Origin of the sequence: Kitasatospora sp. NPDC036755 (assembly GCF_040636595.1) — a bacterium.
Taxonomy (GTDB): Bacteria; Actinomycetota; Actinomycetes; order Streptomycetales; family Streptomycetaceae; genus Kitasatospora.
The window spans coordinates 1-24277 of record NZ_JBEZUT010000023.1 but is presented as its reverse complement, the minus strand read 5'-3'; the positions used below and the strand labels follow the sequence as shown (position 1 = coordinate 24277).

Below are 24277 nucleotides of genomic sequence, written 5' to 3'. Positions count from 1 at the left end.
ACACCTCCCGTGCCGCCCGTCGATGCGATTCCGTGAAGGGGTGTTCACCCGTGGTTCACCGCCGCTTCCGCCCCCGCTCCCCACCCGGCGGGACGCTCGTCACCCCCGGGTGGATGCCGGGGCGCCCCGGGCGACCACCCGGACGAAGTAGCGGACGAGGGGGAGGCGTTCGGCATGCGACGCGCACTGGGGGTGGTTGCGGCCCTGGCCCTGTTGGGCGGGGTCGCCTTCGCGCTGATCCCCGACGACAAGAAGAAGGACGACACCGCGGCGGTCACCGTCACCGGACTGATCGGCTCGGAGAAGCGCGCCTTCTTCGAGGACGAGGCGGTCAAGGCGGAGTTGGCGAAGAAGGGCCTGGTGGTCCGCGCGGACTCCACCGGTTCCTGGACGATGAGCGACCAGGCGGCCAAGACCCCGGGGCTGGACTTCGCCTTCCCGGCCAGTTCGGCGCCGGCACGGGAGATCCAGCGCATCTGGAAGCTGCAGGACTCCCCGCTGGTGCCGTTCTACTCACCGCTGGTGATCGTGGCCCACGAGCCGGTGGCCAACGTCCTGAGGGACAACAAACTGGCCGATCTGGACCCAGTCACCGGCGTCTGGACGTTCCGGATGGACGAGTACGTCAACGCCCTGAAGGGCAACCGCCGGTGGGAGGAGCTGTCCGGCGCCGCCACCCACCCGGAGCTGTCCGGCCAGCTGTTCGTGACCACCACCGACCCGGAGAGCTCGTCCTCCGGCGCGATGTACCTCGCGCTGCTCTCCTACATCGTCAACGGCCACCAGGTGGTGTCGGACGAAGCCGGTGTCGCCAACGTCAAGGACGTCCTGCACAAGGCGAACGCCCTGCAGGGCATCCAGAAGAGCAGCAGCGACGAACCGTTCCGGGACTTCGGCGCGGGCATCGGCAGCCCGCTGATCTTCGCGTACGAGTCGCAGGCCGCCGCCCTGCCGCTCCAGGGCAAGCCCACCGGGGACATGGTGGTGATGTACCCGGACACCACGGTCTACTCGGACCACACCGTCGTGGCCCACACCGACAACGGCCGCACGCTCGCCGACGTCCTCCAGAACGACGACGTGCTGCGCGGCCTGGAGGCCAAGTACGGGCTCCGGCCGCAGGCCAAGCCGGAGGCCTTCGCGAACCTGATGCGGGAGAAGAAGCCGACTTTCGCACCCGATCTGACCGCCGCCAGGATCAAGCAGGCGACGTTGCCCTCGCTGGACAACCTGCGCGAGCTGACCGCCGCGGCGAAGGGGACCAAGTGACCATCCCGATGAAGCGCCGCGGCCTGCTCGCCGCCGCGCTGGCCGCCGTGCTCGCCGCGGCGAGCGCCTGCACCTCCGCCGGAGGGAAGCCCGTACCCGACCCCGACGGCTCGCCCGCCGCGACCGCCAAGCCGGGTGTGCTGCGCGTCCTGGCCGGCAGCGAACTCCAGGACCTGGCACCGGTGTTGGAGGAGGCCAAGAAGGCCACCGGGGTGACCGTGCAGTTCTCCTGGACGGGCACCCTGGACGGCGCGGACGCCGTCTCCTCGGGGCGGGCCGACGGCAAGTACGACGCCGTGTGGTTCCCGTCCAACCAGTACCTGCGGCTCGATCCGACCGGCAAGTCCAAACTGGTCTCCGAGACCCCGGTGATGGTCTCGCCGGTGGCGATCGGGGTGCGCTCCTCGGCGCTCGGCGACCTCGGTTGGGGCGACGGCTCCAAGGTCACCTGGGCGCAGGTCGGCGAGGCGGCCTCGGCCGGCAAGCTGCCGTACGGGATGGCCGACCCGTCCCGCTCCAACTCGGGCTTCTCCACCCTCGTCGCGGTCGCCTCGGCCTTCTCCGGCGCCGGCGCGGCGCTGACCGACGCGGACGTGCAGAAGGCCAACCCGCAGCTGAAGCAGTTCTTCAAGGGCCAGAAGCTGACCTCCGGCTCCTCCGGCTGGCTGGCGCAGGCCTACGGCCGGGCCGAGTCGGGCACGGTGAGCGCGCTGGTGAACTACGAGTCGGTGCTGCTGTCGTTGAACAGGACGCTGTCGCCGGCCCAGCAGCTGACCGTGGTGCGGCCGGTGGACGGCGTGGTGTCTGCGGACTACCCGCTCTCGCTGATGGCCTCCGCCGCGCAGGAGCAGCGCGACTCCTTCCAGCGGCTGACCGCGTACCTGCTCAAGGAGGACGTGCAGAAGCGCATCTCCGAGACGACGCTGCGCCGCCCGGTGACGGCCGGCGCGGCCCCGGCCGCCGGGCTGCCCACGGACCGCCGCAGGGAGCTGCCGTTCCCGGGCACCCGGGCGGTCGCGGACGGCCTGCTGGCCGCGTACCAGAACGAGCTGCGCCGCCCGTCCCGGACGGTGTACGTGCTGGACACCTCGGGCTCGATGGAGGGCCCCCGGATCGCCGCGCTGAAGAGCGCGCTGGGCCGGCTGACCGGGGCGGACGACACCCGCGGGGTGCGCCGCTTCCGGGACCGCGAGGAGATCACGCTGCTCTCCTTCGCCTCCGAGGTGAAGTGGACCAGGACCCACGTGGTGCCGGCCACCGGCGGCCAGCCGGGCCCGCAGGCGGAGTTGGCGAAGATCGACGCGGACGTGCAGTCGCTGGCCGCCTCGGGCGGGACGGCGGTGTACTCCTCCCTGGAGGAGGCGTACCGGGTGATCGAGCGCCAGCAGGCCGCGGCCGCCGACGACCGGTTCACGTCGATCGTGCTGATGACCGACGGGGAGAGCAACGCCGGGGCGACGGACGGCGACTTCAAGCGCTTCCACGACGCCCTGCCGGCCGGGGAGAAGGCGATCCCGGTGTTCCCGATCAAGTTCGGGGAGGCGGCGGTGGGCCAGCTCCAGGGGATCGCGGACCTGAGCGGCGGCAAGCTGTTCGACGGGACGGGCTCGCTGGACGGGGTGTTCGAGGAGATCCGTGGCTACCAGTGACGGGTTCGGCCGCCGGGCCCTGCGCTACCTGGAGTCGGCGCGGAACCTGGTCGGCTGCGCGGGCGGCGCGGTCGGCCTGGGGCTGCACTTCGCCGGGCTGGGCGGGGTCTGGTGGCCGGGGGTCGTGGCCGGGCTGTACGGGGTGGGCGCGCTGCTGACGCCCGGCCCGCGGCCCGGCCCGGGCGCGGGCAGCGGCAGCGGCACGGGTCCGGAAGTCGAAGCGGGTAGGCCCCCGGGTACGGCCGGGGCGCCGACCGCGCTCCCGACCGGCTACCCCACCGGCTCCGGAACGCACGAACCGGAGCCCGTCCCCGTCCCGACCCCACCCCCCGCGCCCGACCCGGAGCTGGTGGCGCTGGCCGCCTATCTGGACACCGTGCCGCTGCCTCCCTCGGCCGGGGTGGAGGGTCTGCTGACGGCCCTGCACGCGGCCGGGCCGGGCCCGGTGGCGGAGCGGATCGTCCGGGACCGGCTGCCCGTCGCGGTGGCCGGTTACCTGCGGGCGCGGACCTGGCAGCCGTGGGCGGGGCCGGACGACCCGGACCCGGCGGTCCGGCTGGGCCGCGAGGTCGAGCGGCTGGTGGCCGAGCTGTCCTGACCGGCGGCGGAACGGCCCGCCCTACCACTCCGCACTCCCCCGTTCCCGTCACGAACGAGTCGCCAAGATCTCACCTCTTGGACAGGTCCGGGGGCTATTCAGCACCCCGGCCCGCACGGCACACTTCTACGCGCGTCCCTCTACGCGCGTCGACGCGTGGACGCACACTTTTGCCAACGAATGCCAGTTGACGGTCCATCCGCCGTCGGTCCCACTCGGGAGAGTCGTCCATGCCCCTGAACCGCCGTGACTTCGTCACCCGGTCCGCCGCCACCGCCGCCGGCGCCGCCCTGGCCGGTGGCGCCACCCTGGCCGCCGCCCCCTCCGCCGCGGCCGCCCAGCCGGAGCCGGCGGCCGCCAAGGGCGGGCGTCAGCCGCAGCACAAGCAGGCCTTCACCGTCATGGGCACCACCGACCTGCACGGCCGGGTGCTCAACTGGGACTACTTCACCGACGCCGAGTACACCGACAAGGGCCACAACGCGGTCGGCCTCGCCAAGATCTCCACCCTGGCCAACCAGGTGCGCGAGGAGAAGGGCTGGGACCGCTGCCTGCTGATCGACTCCGGCGACACCATCCAGGGCACCCAGCTGTCCTACTACTACGCCCGGATCGAGTCGATCGACACCGAGGCCAACACGGTGCCGGACCACCCGATGGCCGTCGCCATGAACCTCATGGAGTACGACGCCGCCGCGCTCGGCAACCACGAGTTCAACTACGGCATCCCGCTCCTGAAGGCCTACCAGGACCAGCTGGAGTTCCCGCTACTGGGCGCCAACGCGCTGAACGCCAAGAACGAGAAGCCGGCCTTCAAGCCGTACGTGATCAAGGAGCTGCGGCTGGGCGGGGGCCGCCCGGTGCGGGTCGGCATCCTCGGCCTCACCAACCCGGGCATCGCGATCTGGGACAAGGCCAACGTGAGCGGCAAGATGGTCTTCCCGGGCATCGTCGAGACCGCCGCCGTCTGGGTCCCGAAGATGAAGGCCGCGGGCGCGGACGTCATCGTGGTCTCCGCCCACTCGGGCTGCGACGAGGCGACCACCTGGGGCGACCAGCTGCCCTGGGCCGAGAACGCCTCGGTCGCGCTGGCGGAGACCGTCCCGGACATCGACGCGGTGCTGGTGGGCCACGCCCACAAGGAGATCCCGCAGCGCCTGGTCGTCAACAAGAAGACCGGCCGGACGGTCGTGCTCTCCGAGCCGCTCTGCTACGGCCAGCGGCTGACCTGCTTCGACTTCGAGGTCGAGTTCGCGGCCGGCGTCTGGAAGGTCGCCTCGGTCTCGGCCCGGCTGCTGAACTCCAACACGGTGCCGGAGAACCCGGAGATCACCGACGCGATCGCCGAGCAGCACAAGAAGGTCGTCGCGTACGTCAACCAGAACATCGGCACCAGCAAGATCGCGCTGTCGATCGCCGAGGCCCCCTTCAAGGCCACCCCGATCATTGACCTGATCGGCAGGGTCCAGGCCGACGCGGTCAAGGCCGCGCTGGCCGGCGGGCAGTACGCCAACCTCCCGGTGCTGGCCCAGGCCGCCCCGTTCAACCGCACCGCGCTGATCCCGTCCGGCCAGGTCAAGCTGCGCGACGCCGCGGGCCTCTACATCTACGAGAACACCCTGGAGGCCCGCATCCTGACGGGCGCCCAGCTCAAGGACTACCTGGAGTACTCGGTCAAGTACTACAACCAGCTCGCCCCGGGCGCCCCGGTCGACAAGGACAAGCTGACCGGCGCCGAGGCCACCCCGGACTACAACTACGACTCGGTCTACGGCCTGAGCTACGACATCGACATCGCCCAGCCGAAGGGCTCGCGGATCGTCAACCTGTCCTTCCAGGGCAAGCCGATCGACCCGGCCGCCGAGTTCGTCCTCGCCGTCAACAACTACCGCGCCAACGGCGGCGGCAACTTCCCGCACGTCGCCAAGGCCAAGGTGGTCTGGGCGAACTCCGACGAGATCCGCAACACCATGATCGCCTGGGTGAAGGCCAAGGGCGTCATCGACCCCGCGGACTTCTTCACCGACTCCTGGCGCCTCGTCCGCGCCGGCCAGCCGGTCTTCTGACCCGCACCCCGCCACCGGAAGGCCGTCGCCCCGTCCGGCGACGGCCTTCCGGCCCGTCCGGGTGGAAGAATGGCGGCATGAGCGAGTCCCGGATCCCGGACCGCCACGCTCGGCTGCTGGCCTACGCGCAGAGTCTGACGCCGCCGAGCGGGTGGAAGATCGAGATCTCCGGCGACGAGATCATCGTGATGGCCGGGTCCTCGGTGATCCACCAGCGCAACCTGCTGCTGATCCGCAGGCAGTTCGAGGCCCACGAACCCGCCGGCCTGATGCCCAGCGAGAACACCGACCTCGCCTCCCCGAACGTCGGCAAGCTGCGCAACCCCGACCTGACCTACATCCCCCTCTCCGCCGTGGAAGAGGGCGGCAACCAGGTCCCCGCCGAGCAGGCGGCCATCGCCGTGGAGGTCGTCTCCCCGTCGAACCCGGAGAACGACCTGGTCGGCAAGGTCCGCGACTACCCGCTGATGGCCATCCCGCTGTAGCTGGTGATCGACCCCCGCGAGGGCGATCTGACGCTCTACTCCGAGCCGTCCGGCAGCGGCTACCACCAGCAGTGGAACGGCGAGTTCGGCGACCGCGTGCCCCTCCCGGCCCCCTTCGGCTTCGAACTCGCCACCGACGGCCTGCTCCGCTACCCGGCCTGAGACGCACGGGCCTCCCGGCGGCTGCCGCCGGGAGGCCCGTGCGTACGAAGCCCCGGTCAGAAGGGGAAGACCGCGCGCTCGTGCTGGACGGAGATCCACTTCAGGGTGGTGAAGGCCTCCACCGTGGACTCGCCGTTGAGGCGGCCGACGCCGGAGTTCTTCTCGCCGCCGAAGGGCACGCCCGGCTCGTCGGCGATGGTGCCGCCGTTGACGTGGATCATGCCGGTCTCGATCCGCTGGGCGATCCGCACGCCGCGCTCGACGTCCCCGGTGTGGACCGCGCCGCTGAGCCCGAACGGCGTGTCGTTGGCGAGCCGGACGGCCTCGTCCTCGCCGTCGAACGGCACCAGCAGCACGACCGGGCCGAAGAGTTCGGTCCGCAGGATCGGCGCGTCCTCGGCCAGGCCGGTGAGCACCGTCGGCGCCATCAGGCTGCCGACCGTGCTGCCGCGCAGCAGCGCGGTGGCACCGGCGGCGACCGCCTGGTCGACCTGGGCGGAGAGGGCGTCGGCCTGGACGGAGTTGATCAGCGGGCCGATGTGGGTGGCCGGGTCCCGCGGGTCGCCGACGGTGAGCGAGGCGACCTTGGCGACGAACTTCTCGGTGAACTCGGCCTCGACGCTCCGGTCCACCAGTACCCGGTTGGCGGCCATGCAGACCTGCCCCTGGTGGACGAAGCGGCTGAACACGGCCGCGTCGACGGCGTGGTCGACGTCGGCGTCGTCCAGCACGATCAGCGCGCTGTTGCCGCCGAGTTCCAGGACCGTGCGCTTGAAGTGCGCGGCGGCGACGGTGGCGACGTGCCGGCCGACCTTGTCCGAGCCGGTGAAGGAGATCACCTTGGGCACCGGGTGCTCCAGGAAGCTGTCGCCGACCTCGGCGATGTCGGTGACCACCACGTTCAGCAGGCCGGGCGGCAGCCCCGCCTCCTCGAAGAGCTTCGCGATCAGCCCGCCGCCGACGATCGGGGTCTCCTGGTGCGGCTTGAGGACGACGCCGTTGCCGAGCGCGAGCGCCGGGGCGACGGCCTTGAGCGCCAGGAACAGCGGGAAGTTGAAGGGGCTGATCACGCCGACCACGCCGACCGGCAGCCGGTAGAGCCGGTTCTCCCGGCCCTGGGCGGGCGAGGTCAGCAGCCGGCCCTCGGGGGCGACCGACTGGTGGAGGCAGTCCCGCAGCACGTCCTTGACCAGCGAGAGTTCGAAGCCCGCCTTCAGCGCGGTGCCGCCGAGCTCCGCCATGATCGCCCGGACGATCTCCGGCTCCCACTCCTCCAGCAGCCGCAGCGCGCGCTCGAAGACGGTCCGCCGCTGGTACGGGTTGGTGGCGGCCCACGCCTTCTGGGCGCGCGCGGCGGCGCGGTAGGCCAGGTCGACCTCGGCGACGGTGGCGACGGTGATGGTGGCGAGCTTGTCGCCGGTGTAGGGGTCGACGTCGACGATGTCCCAGGAGCCGCTGCCACTGCGCCACTCGCCGTCGATGTACTGCAGCGCCAACTCGGAGAAGTACGACATCTGATCCCTCTCATGCACCGACCTGATGAGGACTCATCGTACTGACGTATTACAGCTCTTGGCGCACCGCATGCAGCAGGTCGCGGGTCAGTTCCGGGCTCAGGCTGTCGGCGACCAGATCGTCCATCGCGTGCCGGTACTCGGCCACCTCGGCGGGCTTGTCCAGGTAGAGCGCGGTGGTGAACTGCTCCAGGTACACCACATCCGCCAACTCGGCCTCGGCGAAGCCCAGGACGGTGAAGGCGCCGCTCTCCGCGCTCAGCCCGGCGTTGCCCAGCGGCAGCACCTGGAGCCGGACGTTGGGCAGCTCGCCGAGCTCCAGCAGCCGGTCCAGCTGGCCGCGCATGAGCTCCGGACCGCCCCAGGGGCGGCGCAGCGCGGCCTCGTCCAGCACGGCGACCAGGTGCGGTGCCCGTTCGCCGGTCAGCACCGCCTGCCGTTTGAGCCGGACGTCGACGCGGCGCTCGATCTCCTCCGGTCCGCTGCCGTGGCAGCCGGCGGTGACCACGGCCCGGGCGTAGTCGGCGGTCTGGAGCAGCCCGTGGACGAACTGGACCTCGTAGCTGCGGATCTCGGCCGCGGCCTCCTCCAGGCCCAGGTAGTTCTGGAACCAGCCGGGCAGCACGTCCCCGTACTCGTGCCACCAGGAGGTGGCGTTGGCGTCGCGCAGCAGTCCGAGGACGGTGGCGCGCTCCTGTTCGGCCTCGACGCCGTACAGGGTCAGGAGGTCGGCGACGTCGCGTTCCTTGAAGCCGACCCGGCCGAGTTCCATCCGGCTGATCTTGGATTCGGAGGCCCGGATCGAGTACCCGGCCTCCTCCCGGCTGACGCCTCTGGCCTCGCGGAGTCTGCGCAGCTGGGTGCCGAGCAGCAGACGCCGTACGGTGGCGCCCCCGCCTGCCTGAGTCGTGCCCATCGAAGTCGTCCTCCGCACTCGCCCAGCCCCCCGGCCGTCGGCCGCAGTCTGCCACTTGGCACCGACGAACAACAGCCCACTGTCCGGTATCCCGCGGGGGTGGCGGACTCCGGCCGTTCGTCCGGGTCCGGAGCGTCCCGCGGAGGGGCGGCGGAGCGTCCCGCGAAGGGGCGGCGGAGCGTCCCGCGGAGGGGCGGCCGTGCGGGAACGCGACGGCGCCCGCCCTCCAACTGGTCGGGGAAGAGGGCAGGCGCCAGGAGACCGCGTTGGCCCGGCGACGCTGGCGGGGGCAGCGGGTTGAGCTCCCGGCGATGCGGCGCCGGGCGTTCGGTGGGGGCCGGTCGGACCGTCCGTCCGTCAGACCACCAGGGGGCGGTCCGTGGGCCGGATCGGGGCGGGAAGCGGGGACTTGCCGCCCAGGTACTTGTCCACCGCGGCGGCGGCCGAACGGCCCTCCGCGATGGCCCAGACGATCAGCGACTGGCCACGACCGGCGTCTCCGCAGACGTACACGCCATCGACATTGGTGGCGAACCGGCCATCACGGGCAATGTTACCGCGCGCGTCGAGGTCCGCTCCCAGCTGCTCGACCAGCCCGTTCCGCACGTCCGTCCCGGTGAAGCCCATGGCCAGGGTGACCAGCTGCGCCGGGACGGCCCGCTCGGTGCCGGGCACCGGCTCGAACCGGCCGTCCTTGAACTCCACCTCGACGAGGTGCAGTTCCTGGACGTTGCCGTCCTCGTCGCCACTGAAGTGGGTGGTGTTGACGGAGTAGATCCGCTCGCCGCCCTCCTCGTGCGCGGAGGTGACCTTGTACGTCATCGGCATGGTCGGCCAGGGCTGGTGGCCGGGCCGTTCCTCGCCGGGCCGCGGCATGATCTCCAGCTGGGTGACGGAGGCCGCCCCCTGCCGGTGCGCGGTGCCGACGCAGTCCGCGCCGGTGTCGCCGCCGCCGATCACGACCACGTGCTTGCCCTTGGCGCTGACCGGCGACTCCACGAAGTCGCCCTCCTGCACCTTGTTGGCCAGCGGCAGGTACTCCATGGCCTGGTAGACGCCCTTGAGCTCGCGCCCGGGCACCGGCAGGTCGCGGGCGGTGGTGGCGCCGGCGGCGACGACCACGGCGTCGAAGCGCTCGCGCAGCTGCTGCCCGGTGATGTCCTCGCCGACGTGCACGCCGGTGCGGAACCGGGTGCCCTCCGCGCGCATCTGCTCGATGCGGCGGTTGATGTGGCGCTTCTCCATCTTGAACTCGGGGATGCCGTAGCGCAGCAGTCCGCCGATCCGGTCGGCCCGCTCGTACACCACGACGGTGTGCCCGGCCCGGGTGAGCTGCTGGGCGGCGGCGAGGCCGGCGGGGCCGGAGCCCACCACGGCGACGGTCTTGCCGGACAGCCGCTCGGGCACCTGCGGGGTGACCCCGCCGCGGTCCCAGGCCTTGTCGATGATGGTGACCTCGACGTTCTTGATGGTCACCGCGTCCTGGTTGATGCCGAGGACGCACGCGGACTCGCACGGGGCCGGGCACAGCCGACCGGTGAACTCCGGGAAGTTGTTGGTGGCGTGCAGCCGCTCGATCGCGCCGACGAAGTCGTCCCGGTAGGCGAGGTCGTTCCACTCGGGGATGAGGTTCCCGAGCGGGCAGCCGTTGTGGCAGAACGGGATGCCGCAGTCCATGCAGCGGCCGGCCTGCTCGGTGATGATCGGCAGGAGGCTGCGTTCGACGTAGACCTCGTTCCAGTCCTTGATCCGGACGTCGACCGGGCGGCGCTCCGCCAGCTGCTTGGGCGTGGTCAGGAAGCCCTTGGGGTCAGCCATTAGCCGCCTCCATCATCTTCGCGGTGGTCTCGGCCTCGGAGAGGCCATCGCGCTCAGCGGCGTCCTTGGCGGCGAGCACTGCCTTGTAGTCGGTCGGCATGATCTTGGAGAAGCGGGAGACCCCGCCGCCCCAGTCCGCCAGGAGTTCGGCGGCGACGGTGGAGCCGGTCTCCTCGTAGTGCTGCTGCACGGTGTCGCGCAGCCAGTCGCGGTCGGCGGCGGTGGGGGCCTCGATGCCGACCATGCCGTCGTTGACGTTGGCGGGGCGCAGGTCCAGGACGTACGCGACGCCGCCGGACATGCCCGCCGCGAGGTTGCGTCCGGTCTCGCCGAGGACGACGACCCGGCCGCCGGTCATGTACTCCAGGCCGTGGTCGCCCACGCCCTCGACGACCAGGGTGGCCCCGGAGTTGCGGACGGCGAAGCGCTCGCCGGCCTTGCCGCGCAGGTGGACGCGGCCCGAGGTGGCGCCGTAGCCGATGGTGTTGCCGGCGATGACGTGGTTCTGCGCGTCGTTGCCGATGGCGGCGGCCTCGCGGGCGGGGCGGACGACGATCACGCCGCCGGAGAGGCCCTTGCCGACGTAGTCGTTGGCGTCGCCCTCCAGCCGCAGCGTCACGCCGCGCGGCAGGAACGCGCCGAAGGACTGCCCGGCGGAGCCGGTGAAGGTGACGTCGATGGTCCCCTCCGGCAGGCCCTCGCCGCGGTACCGCTTGGTCACCTCGTGGCCGAGCATGGTGCCGACGGTGCGGTTGACGTTGCGGATCGGCAGTTGCACCCGCACCGACTCGCCGCGCTCCAGGGCGTCCTCGGCCAGGGTGATCAGCTGGTTGTCCAGGGCCTTGTCGAGGGCGTGGTCCTGGGTGGTGGTGCGGTGCCGGGCGGCCCCTTCGGGCAGCGCCGGCACGTGGAACAGCGGGGCGAGGTCCAGCCCGGCCGCCTTCCAGTGGTCGATCGCGGCGCGGGCGTCGATGTGCTCGGCGTGGCCGACGGCCTCCTCGATCGAGCGGAAGCCCAGCGAGGCCAGGATCTCCCGGACCTCCTCGGCGATGAACTCGAAGAAGTTGACGACGAATTCGGGCTTGCCGGAGAAGCGCTCGCGCAGCACCGGGTTCTGGGTGGCGACGCCGACCGGGCAGGTGTCCAGGTGGCAGACGCGCATCATGATGCAGCCGGAGACCACCAGCGGGGCGGTCGCGAAGCCGAACTCCTCGGCGCCGAGCAGCGCGGCGATGACGACGTCGCGGCCGGTCTTCAGCTGGCCGTCGGTCTGGACGACGATGCGGTCGCGCAGCCCGTTGAGCAGCAGGGTCTGCTGGGTCTCGGCGAGGCCGAGCTCCCAGGGGCCGCCGGCGTGCTTGAGGGAGGTGAGCGGCGAGGCGCCGGTGCCGCCGTCGTGGCCGGAGACCAGGACGACGTCGGCGTGGGCCTTGGAGACGCCCGCCGCGACCGTGCCGACGCCGACCTCGGAGACCAGCTTCACGTGGATGCGGGCCGCCGGGTTGGCGTTCTTGAGGTCGTGGATCAGCTGCGCCAGGTCCTCGATCGAGTAGATGTCGTGGTGCGGCGGCGGCGAGATCAGGCCGACGCCCGGGGTGGAGTGGCGGGTCCGGGCGACCCACGGGTAGACCTTGTGGCCGGGCAGCTGGCCGCCCTCGCCGGGCTTGGCGCCCTGGGCCATCTTGATCTGGATGTCGTCCGCGTTGACCAGGTACTCGGAGGTGACGCCGAACCGGCCGGAGGCGACCTGCTTGATCGCCGAGCGGCGCTCGGGGTCGTAGAGGCGCTCCGGGTCCTCGCCGCCCTCGCCGGTGTTGGACTTGCCGCCGAGGCGGTTCATGGCGATGGCGAGGGTCTCGTGCGCCTCCATCGAGATGGAGCCGTACGACATGGCGCCGGTGGAGAAGCGCTTGACGATCTCGGAGACCGGCTCGACCTCCTCGACCGGGATCGGCTCGTGGCCGAGGCCGTCCAGCCGGAACAGGCCGCGCAGCGTCATCAGGCGCTCGGACTGCTCGTTCACCCGGTCGGTGTACTGCTTGAAGATGTCGTACCGGCGGGTGCGGGTGGCGTGCTGGAGGCGGAAGACGGTGTCCGGGTCGAACAGGTGCGGCTCTCCCTCGCGGCGCCACTGGTACTCGCCGCCGATCTCCAGCGCGCGGTGCGCGGCCGGGATGCCGGAGGCCGGGTAGGCCTTGGCGTGCCGGGCGGCCGTCTCGCGGGCGATCTCCTCCAGGCCGATGCCGCCGAGCTTGGTGGTGGTGCCGGAGAAGTAGCCGTCGACCAGGTCCTGGGAGAGGCCGATGGCCTCGAAGACCTGGGCGCCGCGGTAGGAGGCGACGGTCGAGATGCCCATCTTGGACATGACCTTGAGCACGCCCTTGCCGAGCGCCTTGATCAGGTTCTTGATGGCCTTCTCGGCTTCGACGCCCTGGATGAAGACGCCCTGGGCGACCAGGTCCTCGACCGTCTCCATCGCCAGGTACGGGTTGACCGCTCCGGCGCCGTAGCCGATCAGCAGGGCGACGTGGTGCACCTCGCGGACGTCGCCGGCCTCGACCAGCAGCGACACCCGGGTGCGCTGCTTGGTGCGGATCAGGTGGTGGTGGACGGCGGAGGTGAGCAGCAGCGAGGGGATCGGCGCGTGCTCGGCGTCCGAGTGCCGGTCGGAGAGCACGATGATCCGGGCGCCGTCGGCGATCGCCGCGTCGGCCTCGGCGGCGATCTCGGCGAGCCGGGAGGCCAGGCCCTCGCCGCCGGTGGCGACCTTGTAGAGGCCGGAGAGGGTGACGGCCTTGAGGCCGGGCTGGTCGCCGTCGGCGTTGATGTGGACGAGCTTGGCCAGCTCGTCGTTGTCGATCACCGGGAAGGTGATGCCGACGGAGCGGCAGGAGGCGGCCTCGGCGGCCAGCAGGTTGCCCTCGGGGCCGAGGTTGGACAGCAGCGAGGTGACGAGCTCCTCGCGGATGGCGTCCAGCGGCGGGTTGGTGACCTGGGCGAAGAGCTGCACGAAGTAGTCGAACAGCAGGCGCGGCTTCTCGCTCAGCGCGGCGATCGGCGAGTCGGTGCCCATCGAGCCGAGCGCCTCGGCGCCGGTGCGGGCCATCGGCGCGAGGATGACCCGCAGCTCCTCCTCGGTGTAGCCGAAGGTCTGCTGGCGGCGGGTGACGGAGGCGTGGGTGTGGGCGATGTGCTCGCGCTCGGGGAGCGTGGCGAGCTGGATCTGCCCGCCGGCGACCCACTCCTCGTAGGGGTGCTCGGCGGCGAGGGCGGACTTGATCTCCTCGTCCTCGACGATCCGGCCCTCGGCGGTGTCCACCAGGAACATCCGGCCGGGCTGGAGGCGGCCCTTCTTGGCGATCCGCTCCTGCTCGATGTCGAGCACGCCGACCTCGGAGGAGAGGACGACCAGGCCGTCCTCGGTGATCCAGTACCGGGCCGGGCGCAGGCCGTTGCGGTCGAGCACGGCGCCGATCCGGGTGCCGTCGGTGAAGGTGACGCAGGCCGGGCCGTCCCAGGGCTCCATCAGGTTGGAGTGGTACTGGTAGAAGGCGCGGCGGGCGGGGCTCATGGTGGCGTGGTTCTCCCACGCCTCCGGGATCATCATCAGCACGGCGTGCGGCAGTGAGCGGCCGCCGAGGTGGAGCAGTTCCAGGACCTCGTCGAAGGAGGCGGAGTCGGAGTGGTCCGGGGTGCAGATCGGGAAGATCCGGCTGAGGCCCTGCCCGTTCGCGTTGTCCGGGATGAGGTCGGTGGCGAGCTGCGACTCCCGGGCCCGCATCCAGTTGCGGTTGCCCTTGACCGTGTTGATCTCGCCGTTGTGCGCGACGAAGCGGTACGGGTGGGCGAGCGGCCAGCTCGGGAAGGTGTTGGTGGAGAACCGCGAGTGCACCAGGCCGATCGCGGAGGCGTAGGTGCGGTCCGACAGGTCGGGGAAGAAGGGCTCCAGCTGGCCGGTGGTCAGCATGCCCTTGTAGACGATGGTGCGCGCGGACAGCGACGGGAAGTACACCCCGGCCTCGCGCTCGGCCCGCTTGCGGACCACGAAGGCGATCCGGTCCAGCTCGATGCCGGCCTTGCCGTCCTGCGCCAGGAAGAGCTGGCGGAAGCGCGGCATCACGCCGCGGGCGGTGGAGCCGAGCAGGTCGGGGGTGACCGGGACGTCGCGCCAGCCGAGGACGGTCGTCCCCTCCTCGGCCGCGATGCCCTCGATCCGGGCGACGGCGGCGGCGTCGGCCTCGTCCGCGTCGGGCAGGAAGGCGATGCCGACGGCGTAGGAGCCGGCCGCCGGGAGCTCGAAGGGGACGTTCCCGCGCAGGAAGGCGTCCGGGATCTGGGTCAGGATGCCCGCGCCGTCGCCGGAGTCCGGTTCGGCGCCGGTGGCGCCGCGGTGCTCCAGGTTGCGCAGGACGCTGAGCGCCTGCTCGACGATGGTGTGGTCGGCGATGCCGGTCAGCGTGGCGACGAAACCGACGCCACAGGCGTCGTGCTCGTTCCGCGGGTCGTACAGGCCCTGAGCAGCAGGTCGCGCATCCGGCACGAGCGCGTACGGCGGGCGGGCGGCGCCGGCCTGGGGCTCGTTGGCGGAGTGCATGGATGCAGACAGCATCGGCTCTCCCGTCGTCGTCTTTCGGCAAGTTGGTGCAAGGAGGGACGACGTTGGCCCTGATGCGATGGTGCGGTGTCGTGCAAGTTACATGATGCCCATGATCCCGGGTAACGGAAATGTCCCGTCCACATGGCGGGACGACGCGCAGGTCAGGGGGTGTGCGAGAGGACGCGCCACAGTGCGCGTCCCGACGATTGTGCCCAACCGTGCGCGCCCTGAAACAGGGGCGAAACCGGGCCGCCATGGAAGCCGATCATGGGCGCCTGCGAATCCATCCCGGGAGCCCGTCCGCGGATGCGAATCCGCGGCTCGGGGGCCCGAATGATGAGACACTGCCAGGCGCCACCGGGCGTCCATGTGTGAAACGTCACGCACTCGACAGCATAGTCATGCACTCCCCCCGGTCGGCCCGAGGGGGCCGGTCAGCCCAGGTGGCCGCCGATCAGCCACCCGAGCAGGTAGGTCACCCCGGCCGCCGCGCCGCCCAGCACCAGCTGCCGCAGCCCGCTGAACCACCAGCTGCGGGCCGTCACCCGGGCCACCACCGCGCCGCAGAGGAACAGCCCGGCCCCCGCCAGCAGCAGGGCGGGCAGCAGCGCCGTCGCCCCCAGCAGGTACGGCAGCAGGGGCAGCAGCGCACCGAGCGCGAAGCACAGGAACGAGGAGCCGGCCGCCACCAGCGGCGAGGGCAGGTCGGTCGGGTCGACGCCCAGCTCCTCGCGGGCGTGCACCTCCAGGGCCAGCTCCGGGTCCGCGGACAGCTGCCGGGCCACCTCGTGGGCCAGCTCCGGATCCACCCCGCGCGAGACGTACAGCTGGGCCAGCTCGGCCAGCTCCCCGTGCGGGTTGCGGCTCAGCTCCAGCCGCTCGGCCTCGATCTCGGCCTGCACCAGCTCCCGCTGGGAGGCCACCGAGGTGTACTCCCCCGCCGCCATCGAGCAGGCGCCGGCCGCCAGGCCCGCCAGCCCGGTCAGGATCACCGTCCCGTTGGACGCCGCGCCGCCGACCACGCCGGTCATCAGCGCGAAGTTGGACACCAGTCCGTCCACCGCGCCGAACACGGCCGGACGCAGCCAGCCGCCGTTGACGTCCCGGTGGTGGTCGGCCGCGGGTATCCGGGGCTGCTGCCCGGCGTCGGCCTCCACAGCGATCGCACTCATCGTCTCTTCCCCTCCGTCGTCGTTCGTCAGCCCTGAACGTAGCCCGTCTGACCTGGGCATTTCCAGCAAAGTAAGGCTGTCCGAACACCACTGAGGCCACCCTTCGCAGCACGCGCGAAGGGTGGCCTCAGTCAGGGGAAAGCCCCAGGTCAGATCGGGTTCTTGGCGTCCTTGCCGGCCGTCTCGGCAGCCGCCTCGCCGTCCGCCGGCTCGGCCTGCTCGGTCAGCACGGGTTTGCCCGCGGGCTTCTCCCCGGCCTTCTTACCGCCGTTTTCGGCCTTCCCGGCGCCGTCGGCCTCGCCGGCCCCGCCGCTCGGCTCGCCGGACTCCACGTCCTGCGCCGGGTGCGCGGCCGGGTCGATGCTCGCCGGGTCCTCCCGCCCGGGCAGCTTCTTCCCGACGAGCACGAAGTACGCCACCGCGCCCAGGAACACCGCGATGGACACCCAGTCGTTCAGCCGCAGGCCGAAGTAGACGTGCGCGTCGTCGATCCGCAGCCACTCGATCCAGAACCGGCCCACCGTGTACGCGGCCACGTACAGCGCGAACACCCGGCCGTGGCCCAGTGTGAACCGGCGATCCGCCCAGATCACCAGCAGCGCGACACCCACGCACCAGAGCGACTCGTACAGGAAGGTCGGGTGGTAGACGCCCTTCACGACCTCGCCGTTGGCCAGCGTCTTGTCGATCTCCAGGCCCCAGGGCAGGGTCGTCGAGCGGCCGTACAGCTCCTGGTTGAAGTAGTTGCCCCAGCGGCCCAGCGCCTGCGCGAGCGCGATGCCCGGCGCGATGGCGTCGGCGTACGCGGGCAGCGGCACGCCCCGGCGGCGGGCGCCGATCCAGGCGCCGACCGCGCCCAGCGCGACCGCGCCCCAGATGCCGAGGCCGCCCTCCCAGATCTTGAGGGCGTCCCAGGGGTTCTTCCCCTCGGCGAAGTACAGTCGGCCACCGTCGGTGATCACGTGGTACAGGCGTCCGCCGACCAGGCCGAACGGCACGGCCCACACCGCGATGTCGCCGACGGTGTGCTTGGCACCGCCCCGGGCGACCCAGCGCTTGCTGCCGAGCCAGACGGCCACGACGACACCGAGGATGATGCAGAAGGCGTAGGCGCGCAGCGGGATCGGTCCGAGGTACAGGACGCCCCGCGACGGGCTGGGAATGTAGGCGATATCCATGGCAGTTCCGACGCTACAGGGTCCGGCGGCCCGCTCGGACACGCTTGATGTCACAGAAACCGAACAACGGGCGGCGCCGCCCCCTCCGGACGGGGAGGGGGCGGCACGGCGGGACGGGCTCAGCCGGCCGCCGGCGACGGGTTGTTGGCCTCCGAAGCGGTGCTGGTCGGCGCCGGGGTCTGCCCGTGCGAGCCGGCCGTGCCCAGCTGCTTGCCCTCGTTCGCGGCGTCCACCCACTTCACCAGGTTGGCCGGGGTGATCTCGTCGCTGCCGTTCTTCGGGTAGATCGGCTGGCCGTTGAGCAGCACCGTGGGGGTGGACTTGAAGCTGGACTTGTCGAAGTCCTGCTGCACCGCGGACACCCACCCGCCGAACTTGTTGTCCTTGACGCAGGACTGGAACGCGGGCGTGTCCAGGCCGTTGACCTGTTTGGCCAGGCCGAGCAGCACGTTCTTGTCGCCGAAGGCGTCGTTGGTCTCGTCCGGCTGGTTGCGGTACAGCACGTCGTGGAAGTCCCGGAAGTGCCCGGCGTCCTGGGCGCAGCCCAGCGCGTTGGCGCCGCTCCTGGAGCCCTTGCCGGGGACGGCCCGGTCGATGAACGACACGATGTGGTAGTTCGTGTAGATCTTGCCGGCGTCCTCCAGCTGGTCGATCGTCGCCGAGAACTCGCGCTCGAAGGTGCCGCAGGCGGGGCAGCGCGGGTCCTCGTAGACGGTGAGGACGGAGGGCGCGTTCCCGGCGCCGACGGGGATGACCAGGTTCTTGTCCCCGATCGTTCCGGCCGGGGCGGCGGTGGGTGTCTCCGGCTTGGAGCGCTGGTTCTGCACCACGACGCCGACGATCACCGCGGCGGCGATCACCGCGAGCACGGAACCGCCCACGATCAGCTTCTTCTTGCGCTTGGCGGAGGCCTCGTCGGCCGCCCGCTGCTCCAGCATCCGCTCGCGGGCGGTGCGCTTGCCTTCTCGGTTCTTGTCGCTCATTGCCTTGACATCCACGGTCGGGGGGCCTTCGTCGGGTGCAGGAATGTGGGGGGGGGTGCGGGGGTGCGGGGGTGCGGGGGTGCGGGGGTGCGGGGGTCAGCTCGCCAGCCAGCCGTCCACCGACAGCCGGGTGCGGGGCCGCCACAGCAGGAAGCCGGCCAGCAGCAGGAACCCGGTGTCGCGCAGGATCTCCTGGAGGTACTCCGTCTGCGAGGCGTCGACGTGACCGCCGCCGCCGAAGCACCCGCAGTCGATCGAGATGCCGCGCGCCCAGGCGGAGGCGATCCCGGCGATGAAGACGAGCAGCAGCAGCGCGGAGACCCCGGCCACCAGCCGGACGCCGAGGCCCACCACCAGCAGCAGGGCCAGCGCCAGCTCCAGGAACGGCAGGCCGTAGCCGATCGGCTTGACCAGGCCCTCCGGCAGGATCTCGTAGGCCCGGACGGCCTGCGCGGCCTCCGCCGGGTCGGAGACCTTCGCCAGCCCGGCCCACCCCCAGACCACCGCGAGGCCGAGCCGGACGACCGTGCCGAGCCACTCACTCCGGGCCGGCACCGGACGCCCCGCCGGCGGCGCGGGCGCGGAGCCACCGGGCTGCGCGGTCATCAGGGGGCCCTCCTCGGGAAACTCGTTCACTCCCTGATGAACCGCCAGGGCCGAGGAGTGGTTCCTCCGGATTCAGGAATTAAGCCGGATGAGTGATGTTCTGTCCGAATGGGCCGAACATTCGTTCATCAGTGGCACCCCGCCGGCCACCCCGCCTCGAACAGGTCGGGGTGCCGGGCCGCCTCCGCGCACGCCACCGCCTCCCGCTCGGCCCGCTCGGCCCCCCGCTTGGCCAGCGCCTGCCCCACCTCGACGTGCACTCCGACCGCACAACCGAGCACCAGGACGGCCGCCACCGCCCGGAGCAGGACGGCCCGCTGGAGACCCCGCACCGGCTCACCCCTTCCGCTCGCCCCGCAACCGTTCGTGCACTCCTCCCCTCCACTCAACGTCCGTCAACCCCGGCTGTTGCGTGTCCCCACCCCTTGTTCACTCGTTCGGGTCCGCGTCCCCGGTCGGAGCGCACGACGAAGCCGCGCGCCCGCACCCGCGCCCACCGGGAGACCGGCGACGCCCCCGGGAAGCCCGACGGCCCCCCGCTCCGCGAGGAGTGGGGGGCCGCCGGTCCGGCGTTCCTGCCGCGCGTCAGCGCCTGCGCACGCCCGCGGCCAGCTCCCCGGCCAGGGCCCGCACGGCGTCCAGCGCCGCCGCCTCGTCCTGGCCCGCCGCCAGGATCCGCTTCACGAACGCCGATCCGACGATGACCCCGTCCGCGAACCGGGCGACCTCCGCCGCCTGCACCGCGTCCGAGACCCCGAGCCCGACGCAGACCGGGAGGTCCGTGGTCGCCCTGGTCCGGGCGACCAGGTCCTCGGCCATAGACCCGACGGCCGACCGCGTCCCGGTCACGCCCATCACCGCGGCCGCGTACACGAAGCCGCTGCCCGCCGCGGTGACCTCCGCCAGCCGCGCGTCCTTGCTGCTGGGGGCGACCACGAACACGGTGTCCAGCCCGTGCTCGTCCGCCGCCTTGCGCCACTCCTCGGACTCCTCCACCGGGAGGTCCGGCAGGATGCAGCCGGCCCCGCCGGCGGCCGCGAGGTCCGCGGCGAACCGCGCCACGCCGTAGCGGTCCACCGGGTTCCAGTACGTCATCACGAGCACCGCGGCCGAGGGGTGCGCCGAGGCGACCTCCTGGACGGTCCGCAGCACGTCCTTGATCCGCACACCGCCCCGCAGCGCGATGTCGTCGGCGGTCTGGATGACCGCGCCGTCCAGCACCGGGTCGGAGTGCGGCAGCCCGACCTCGACCACGTCGCAGCCGCCCTCGATCAGCGCCTTGACCGCGCCGATGCCGCCGTCCACGGTCGGGAACCCGGCGGGCAGGTACCCGATCAGCGCGGCCCGGTCCTCCGCCTTGGCGGCCGCCAGAACACTGCTCAGCTTGGAAGCCATGATCACTTACCCCCCTCGGCGGAGCCGGCCGCCCCGGCGGACCCGGCACCCGGCTCGTCGTACAGGCCGAAGTACTCGGCCGCGGTGTGCATGTCCTTGTCCCCGCGTCCCGACAGCGAGACCAGGATCGTCGCCTCCGGCCCGAGCTCGCGCCCCAGCTCCAGCGCCCCGGCGAGCGCGTGGGCGCTCTCGATGGCCGGGATGATCCCCTCGGTGCGGGACAGCAGCCGCAGCGCCTGCATCGCGGCGTCGTCGGTGACCGGCCGGTACTCCGCCCGCCCGGTGTCCTTCAGCCAGGCGTGCTCCGGCCCGACCCCCGGGTAGTCCAGACCCGCCGAGATCGAGTGCGACTCGATGGTCTGCCCGTCCTCGTCCTGGAGGACGTACGTCCGGGAGCCGTGCAGCACGCCCGGGTCCCCCTTGGTGAGGGTGGCCGCGTGCCGGGGCGTCTCGGCCCCCTCGCCCGCCGCCTCGCAGCCGACCAGGCGCACCCCGGCGTCCGGGATGAACTCGTGGAAGATGCCCATCGCGTTGGAGCCGCCGCCGACGCAGGCCACGACCGCGTCGGGCAGCCTGCCGGTCCGCTCGAGCACCTGCTCGCGCGCCTCGACACCGATGATCCGGTGGAAGTCCCGGACCATCATCGGGAACGGGTGCGGCCCGGCGACGGTGCCGAACAGGTAGTGGGTGGAGTCGACGTTGGCGACCCAGTCCCGGAACGCCTCGTTGATGGCGTCCTTGAGCGTCCGGCTGCCGGACTTGACGGCCACCACCTCGGCGCCGAGCATCCGCATCCGGGCGACGTTGAGCGCCTGGCGCTGGGTGTCGACCTCACCCATGTAGATGGTGCAGTCGAAGCCGAACAGCGCGCAGGCGGTCGCGGTGGCCACGCCGTGCTGGCCGGCGCCGGTCTCGGCGATGATCCGGGTCTTGCCCATCCGCTTGGTGAGCAGCGCCTGGCCCAGCACGTTGTTGATCTTGTGCGAGCCGGTGTGGTTGAGGTCCTCGCGCTTGAGCAGGATGCGCGCGCCGCCCGCCTCGGCGGAGAAGCGGTGGACGTCGGTCAGCGGGCTCGGGCGCCCGGTGTAGTCCTTGAGCAGCGCGTCGAGCTCGGCGGCGAAGGCCGGGTCGGTCTTGGCCTTCTCGTACTCCTCGGCGACCTGCTCGACCGCGGCGACCAGCGCCTCGGGGATGAAGCGGCCGCCGTACGCGCCGAAGTAGCCGCGGGCGTCCGGCACCTGGGCACCGGGCAGGTAGTCCTTCTCGGACATGGTGGATTCCCTTGAACGGAGAGGAACGACGATGACGTCTTCCCGGCCGGGCTCCGACTGGTCGGTCGGAGTCAGCCGGACGTCACGCGCCATCGCCGTCCCGGCACCTGCCCGGGCTCGCACCCGATGACGTAGCGCACCCGACGCCCCAGCACCCGGCGTGCGGGTGCGCGGCAGCCGCGCGGGCGGCAGCCGGGGGCGAGTCGGGCGGCGATCTTCATCGGGTGGTGTCAGTCCTTGTGCCGGACGGCGGGGTGGGCCCCGGCGGCGACCAGGTCGGCGACCGCGGCGCGCGGGTCCTTGCCGGTCACCAGGGTCTCGCCGACCAGCACCGCGTCGGCGCCCAGGTTGGCGTAGTTGATCACGTCCAGCGGGCCGCGCACACCCGACTCGGCGATCTTGACGATGCCGTCCGGGATCGCGTGGGCCACGTTCTCGAAGGTGTTGCGGTCCACTTCGAGGGTCTTGAGGTTACGGGCGTTGACGCCGATGATCCGGGCGCCGGCGTCCACCGCGCGCTTGATCTCCTCCTCGTCGTGCACCTCGACCAGCGGGGTGAGGCCGATCGACTCGGCGCGCTCGATCAGCGACACCAGGGCCGACTGGTCGAGGGCCGCGACGATCAGCAGCGCGAGGTCGGCGCCGTGCGCACGGGCCTCCCACAGCTGGTACGCGGTGACGATGAAGTCCTTGCGCAGCAGCGGGGTGTCCACCGCGGCGCGGACGGCGTCCAGGTCGGCCAGCGACCCGCCGAAGCGGCGCTGCTCGGTCAGCACGCTGATCGCGGCGGCGCCACCCGCCGCGTAGTCGACCGCCAGGGCGGCCGGGTCGGCGATCGAGGCCAGGGCGCCCTTCGACGGGCTGGAGCGCTTCACCTCGCAGATCACCCGGACCCCGTCGCCCTTGAGGGCGGCGACGCCGTCCTTGGCCTCCGGTGCCCTGGCGGCGAGCTCCTTGAGCTCGTCCAGGGAGACCCGGGCCTGCCGCTCGGCGAGGTCCTCGCGGACCCCTTCGATGATCGAGTCGAGCACACTCACTCAGGAGCCCCCATCTTTTCTGCCAGTTGGCCGGCGTGAGCCGGCGGGCGACAGCCCACCGGCTCTTCGATGGTATCGGCACCCGGGGGCGGGGGGCGCATCGGTTCGAACCGCGTCTCGCGGACCGGACTCCCGCTCCGACGGCTCCCAGCTGCGGCTTCTCCGGGCCGCACCGGTTTTCGGACGTCCCGCGCACCGGTTTTCGGACGGTCTTCGGGCCGACCGCGGACACGTGGCCGGATCAGACCAGCGGCGGTGCCAGCCCCGCGCCGACCGGCGAGTTCCGCACCACGGTGAACACCAGCACCAGCAGGGCGATCAGCGCCCAGCGCCGGGCCCCGACGGTGATCCTGGGCGGCGGCCCACCGGTCAGCGCGGCCCAGCTCCAGCGCAGCCAGAGCACCCCCAGCACGCCGAACAGCAGCACGGCGACGGCGTTGTCGTGCAGGGCGCCGGTGAGGTCCCTGTGGGCCAGCGCGTGGACGCAGCGCAACCCCCCGCAGCCCGGGCACCACCAGCCGGTGGCGGTCAGGAACGGGCACTCGGGGTAGTGCCCGGGGGCGTTCGGATCCACCACGGCGACGTACGCGGTGGGGACGGCCACCGCCGCCAGCGCGGCCAGCGGCGGGCCCAGCCGGCGCAGCACGGGCGGCGGGGCGGAGGTGGCGGAAGCGGTCGGCGCGGCGTTCACGCCCCGATTCTGCCCGGGTCGGGCCCGGACACGACGGAACGGCGGGCGCGGCGCGCCCGCCGTTCCGATGTACGACAAACGTGTGGTGCGACGAGCGAATCGTCAGGCGGTGACGGCGGCGCGGGCCTCGCGGGCCGCGATCTGCTCCTCGCGCGTCTTGTAGACGTTGGTGCTCGCCTGCTTGCCCATGCCCGCGGCGGACATGATCATGCCGACCACGCCGCCCGCCACGATGATCGCCGCACCGACGATGGTGAGCAGCACCGACGGAAGGATCATCGCGACGCCCGCGACGCCGAAGCCGACGAAGGAGATGATGACGCCGGTCCAGGCGGCGGGGGTGTGGCCGTGTGCTGCTGCTGCCATCTGAGTGGTGCTCCTTGGCTCTCGGGGCCCGGCCGGGCCTGCGGGGCCGCCGGCGGGTTGACGGGTTCCATTGTGCCGGGCCACACACCGGCGGCCCAAAGCGGGTGGTGGGTCTATCGCGTCACATGCGCGCCGCTCACACCGCGGTCGGGTCCTCGCCGCGGTCCAGCGCCTTCCACAGGTCACCCGGCGTCTCCGTCTTCGCCGGAGTCCGGCGGGTCGGCGCCTCGTAGCGGCTGCCCATGGCCGGCCAGCTCCGGCCGTAGCGCAGGGTGAGCAGTCCGGCCAGCGCCAGCAGGGCCCCGCCGACCAGCGCGACCCAGGGCCAGGCGGTGTGCGAGACCTCGGTCGCCGCCGAACCGGTCAGCGCCAGCTTGCGGGCCGCCTCCGCGTCCAGTGCGGCGGTGTCGCCCGACCCCGCCCGCGGTGCCGGCCCGCCAGCGCTGCACGTACTTGGTGACGAACAGCTCGCAGCCGACCACCATGGCGCCGGAGATGGTGAGC

Annotated in this window: 21 protein-coding genes; 6 read left to right on the top strand and 15 right to left on the bottom strand. The window is 72.0% G+C overall.

Annotation, left to right across the window (positions count from 1 at the left end; genetic code table 11):
• The first annotated feature begins 174 nt into the window (after positions 1–174).
• From AB0E96_RS05860 to AB0E96_RS05835, 6 genes are all read left to right on the top strand, one after another.
• Positions 175–1269, top strand: coding sequence for a hypothetical protein (locus AB0E96_RS05860; protein WP_359819006.1), 1095 nt, complete (start codon positions 175–177; stop codon positions 1267–1269).
• Positions 1266–2918 (top strand): VWA domain-containing protein, encoded by a 1653-nt coding sequence (locus AB0E96_RS05855; protein ID WP_359819004.1) that lies wholly within the window; start codon positions 1266–1268, stop codon positions 2916–2918. The genes AB0E96_RS05860 and AB0E96_RS05855 overlap by 4 nt, the downstream gene beginning before the upstream one ends.
• A complete protein-coding gene (locus AB0E96_RS05850) occupies positions 2905–3516 on the top strand; it encodes a hypothetical protein (protein ID WP_359819002.1) in 612 nt (203 codons plus the stop codon). Before AB0E96_RS05855 ends, AB0E96_RS05850 begins: the two co-directional genes overlap by 14 nt.
• Positions 3517–3746: 230 nt before the next feature.
• A complete protein-coding gene (locus AB0E96_RS05845; protein ID WP_359818999.1) occupies positions 3747–5582 on the top strand; it encodes a 5'-nucleotidase C-terminal domain-containing protein in 1836 nt (611 codons plus the stop codon).
• A 77-nt stretch (positions 5583–5659) separates the two neighbouring features.
• Positions 5660–6067, top strand: coding sequence for a Uma2 family endonuclease (locus AB0E96_RS05840; RefSeq protein WP_359818996.1), 408 nt, complete (start codon positions 5660–5662; stop codon positions 6065–6067).
• Between the two features lie 3 nt (positions 6068–6070).
• A complete protein-coding gene (locus tag AB0E96_RS05835; protein WP_359818994.1) occupies positions 6071–6229 on the top strand; it encodes a hypothetical protein in 159 nt (52 codons plus the stop codon).
• A gap of 56 nt (positions 6230–6285) precedes the next feature.
• Here AB0E96_RS05835 and AB0E96_RS05830 read toward each other — a convergent pair whose 3' ends face one another.
• The 15 genes from AB0E96_RS05830 to AB0E96_RS05760 all read right to left on the bottom strand — a co-directional run.
• Positions 6286–7743 (bottom strand): aldehyde dehydrogenase family protein, encoded by a 1458-nt coding sequence (locus AB0E96_RS05830; protein ID WP_359818991.1) that lies wholly within the window; start codon positions 7741–7743, stop codon positions 6286–6288.
• A gap of 49 nt (positions 7744–7792) precedes the next feature.
• Positions 7793–8659, bottom strand: coding sequence for a helix-turn-helix transcriptional regulator (locus AB0E96_RS05825; protein ID WP_359818989.1), 867 nt, complete (start codon positions 8657–8659; stop codon positions 7793–7795).
• Positions 8660–9016: 357 nt separating this feature from the next.
• A complete protein-coding gene (locus tag AB0E96_RS05820) occupies positions 9017–10477 on the bottom strand; it encodes a glutamate synthase subunit beta (protein WP_359818987.1) in 1461 nt (486 codons plus the stop codon).
• Entirely contained in the window at positions 10470–15071 is a 4602-nt protein-coding gene (gene gltB / locus AB0E96_RS05815) for a glutamate synthase large subunit (RefSeq protein ID WP_359819050.1), read from the bottom strand. Before gltB ends, AB0E96_RS05820 begins: the two co-directional genes overlap by 8 nt.
• Before the next feature lie 437 nt (positions 15072–15508).
• The gene (locus AB0E96_RS05810) at positions 15509–16246 is read right to left on the bottom strand and encodes a VIT1/CCC1 transporter family protein (protein ID WP_359818984.1); all 738 of its coding nucleotides are present in this window, start codon (positions 16244–16246) and stop codon (positions 15509–15511) included.
• Positions 16247–16395: 149 nt separating this feature from the next.
• Positions 16396–17424 (bottom strand): prolipoprotein diacylglyceryl transferase, encoded by a 1029-nt coding sequence (gene lgt, locus AB0E96_RS05805; protein WP_359818982.1) that lies wholly within the window; start codon positions 17422–17424, stop codon positions 16396–16398.
• Between the two features lie 119 nt (positions 17425–17543).
• Entirely contained in the window at positions 17544–18407 is an 864-nt protein-coding gene (locus tag AB0E96_RS05800) for a thioredoxin domain-containing protein (RefSeq protein WP_359818979.1), read from the bottom strand.
• A 96-nt stretch (positions 18408–18503) separates the two neighbouring features.
• Complete coding sequence (locus AB0E96_RS05795) at positions 18504–19013, bottom strand: MauE/DoxX family redox-associated membrane protein (protein WP_359818977.1); 510 nt, start codon at positions 19011–19013, stop codon at positions 18504–18506.
• Between the two features lie 128 nt (positions 19014–19141).
• Complete coding sequence (locus tag AB0E96_RS05790) at positions 19142–19345, bottom strand: hypothetical protein (protein WP_359818974.1); 204 nt, start codon at positions 19343–19345, stop codon at positions 19142–19144.
• 253 nt (positions 19346–19598) lie between these two features.
• Positions 19599–20408, bottom strand: coding sequence for a tryptophan synthase subunit alpha (gene trpA / locus AB0E96_RS05785; protein ID WP_359818972.1), 810 nt, complete (start codon positions 20406–20408; stop codon positions 19599–19601).
• 2 nt (positions 20409–20410) lie between these two features.
• Positions 20411–21679, bottom strand: coding sequence for a tryptophan synthase subunit beta (gene trpB, locus AB0E96_RS05780; RefSeq protein WP_359818969.1), 1269 nt, complete (start codon positions 21677–21679; stop codon positions 20411–20413).
• Between the two features lie 230 nt (positions 21680–21909).
• The gene (trpC, locus tag AB0E96_RS05775; protein WP_359818967.1) at positions 21910–22716 is read right to left on the bottom strand and encodes an indole-3-glycerol phosphate synthase TrpC; all 807 of its coding nucleotides are present in this window, start codon (positions 22714–22716) and stop codon (positions 21910–21912) included.
• Positions 22717–22957: 241 nt separating this feature from the next.
• Positions 22958–23407, bottom strand: a complete 450-nt coding sequence (locus AB0E96_RS05770; protein ID WP_359818963.1) for a DUF2752 domain-containing protein — start codon at positions 23405–23407, stop codon at positions 22958–22960.
• A gap of 102 nt (positions 23408–23509) precedes the next feature.
• Positions 23510–23773: an HGxxPAAW family protein gene (locus tag AB0E96_RS05765; protein WP_359818961.1), complete on the bottom strand. Its 264-nt coding sequence runs from the start codon at positions 23771–23773 to the stop codon at positions 23510–23512.
• Positions 23774–23909: 136 nt separating this feature from the next.
• The coding region (locus AB0E96_RS05760; RefSeq protein ID WP_359818958.1) for a Trp biosynthesis-associated membrane protein at positions 23910–24277 on the bottom strand (368 nt) is incomplete at its 5' end.

Coding starts and splice junctions, on each gene's coding strand:
- AB0E96_RS05830 (WP_359818991.1), bottom strand. CDS start 7,743: ATGTCGTACTTCTCCGAGTTGGCGCTGCAGTACATCGACGGCGAGTGG.
- AB0E96_RS05820 (WP_359818987.1), bottom strand. CDS start 10,477: ATGGCTGACCCCAAGGGCTTCCTGACCACGCCCAAGCAGCTGGCGGAG.
- AB0E96_RS05800 (WP_359818979.1), bottom strand. CDS start 18,407: ATGAGCGACAAGAACCGAGAAGGCAAGCGCACCGCCCGCGAGCGGATG.
- AB0E96_RS05840 (WP_359818996.1), top strand. CDS start 5,660: ATGAGCGAGTCCCGGATCCCGGACCGCCACGCTCGGCTGCTGGCCTAC.
- AB0E96_RS05810 (WP_359818984.1), bottom strand. CDS start 16,246: ATGAGTGCGATCGCTGTGGAGGCCGACGCCGGGCAGCAGCCCCGGATA.
- lgt (WP_359818982.1), bottom strand. CDS start 17,424: ATGGATATCGCCTACATTCCCAGCCCGTCGCGGGGCGTCCTGTACCTC.
- gltB (WP_359819050.1), bottom strand. CDS start 15,071: ATGCACTCCGCCAACGAGCCCCAGGCCGGCGCCGCCCGCCCGCCGTAC.
- trpA (WP_359818972.1), bottom strand. CDS start 20,408: ATGGCTTCCAAGCTGAGCAGTGTTCTGGCGGCCGCCAAGGCGGAGGAC.
- AB0E96_RS05860 (WP_359819006.1), top strand. CDS start 175: ATGCGACGCGCACTGGGGGTGGTTGCGGCCCTGGCCCTGTTGGGCGGG.
- AB0E96_RS05795 (WP_359818977.1), bottom strand. CDS start 19,013: ATGACCGCGCAGCCCGGTGGCTCCGCGCCCGCGCCGCCGGCGGGGCGT.
- AB0E96_RS05825 (WP_359818989.1), bottom strand. CDS start 8,659: ATGGGCACGACTCAGGCAGGCGGGGGCGCCACCGTACGGCGTCTGCTG.
- trpB (WP_359818969.1), bottom strand. CDS start 21,679: ATGTCCGAGAAGGACTACCTGCCCGGTGCCCAGGTGCCGGACGCCCGC.
- AB0E96_RS05845 (WP_359818999.1), top strand. CDS start 3,747: ATGCCCCTGAACCGCCGTGACTTCGTCACCCGGTCCGCCGCCACCGCC.
- AB0E96_RS05765 (WP_359818961.1), bottom strand. CDS start 23,773: ATGGCAGCAGCAGCACACGGCCACACCCCCGCCGCCTGGACCGGCGTC.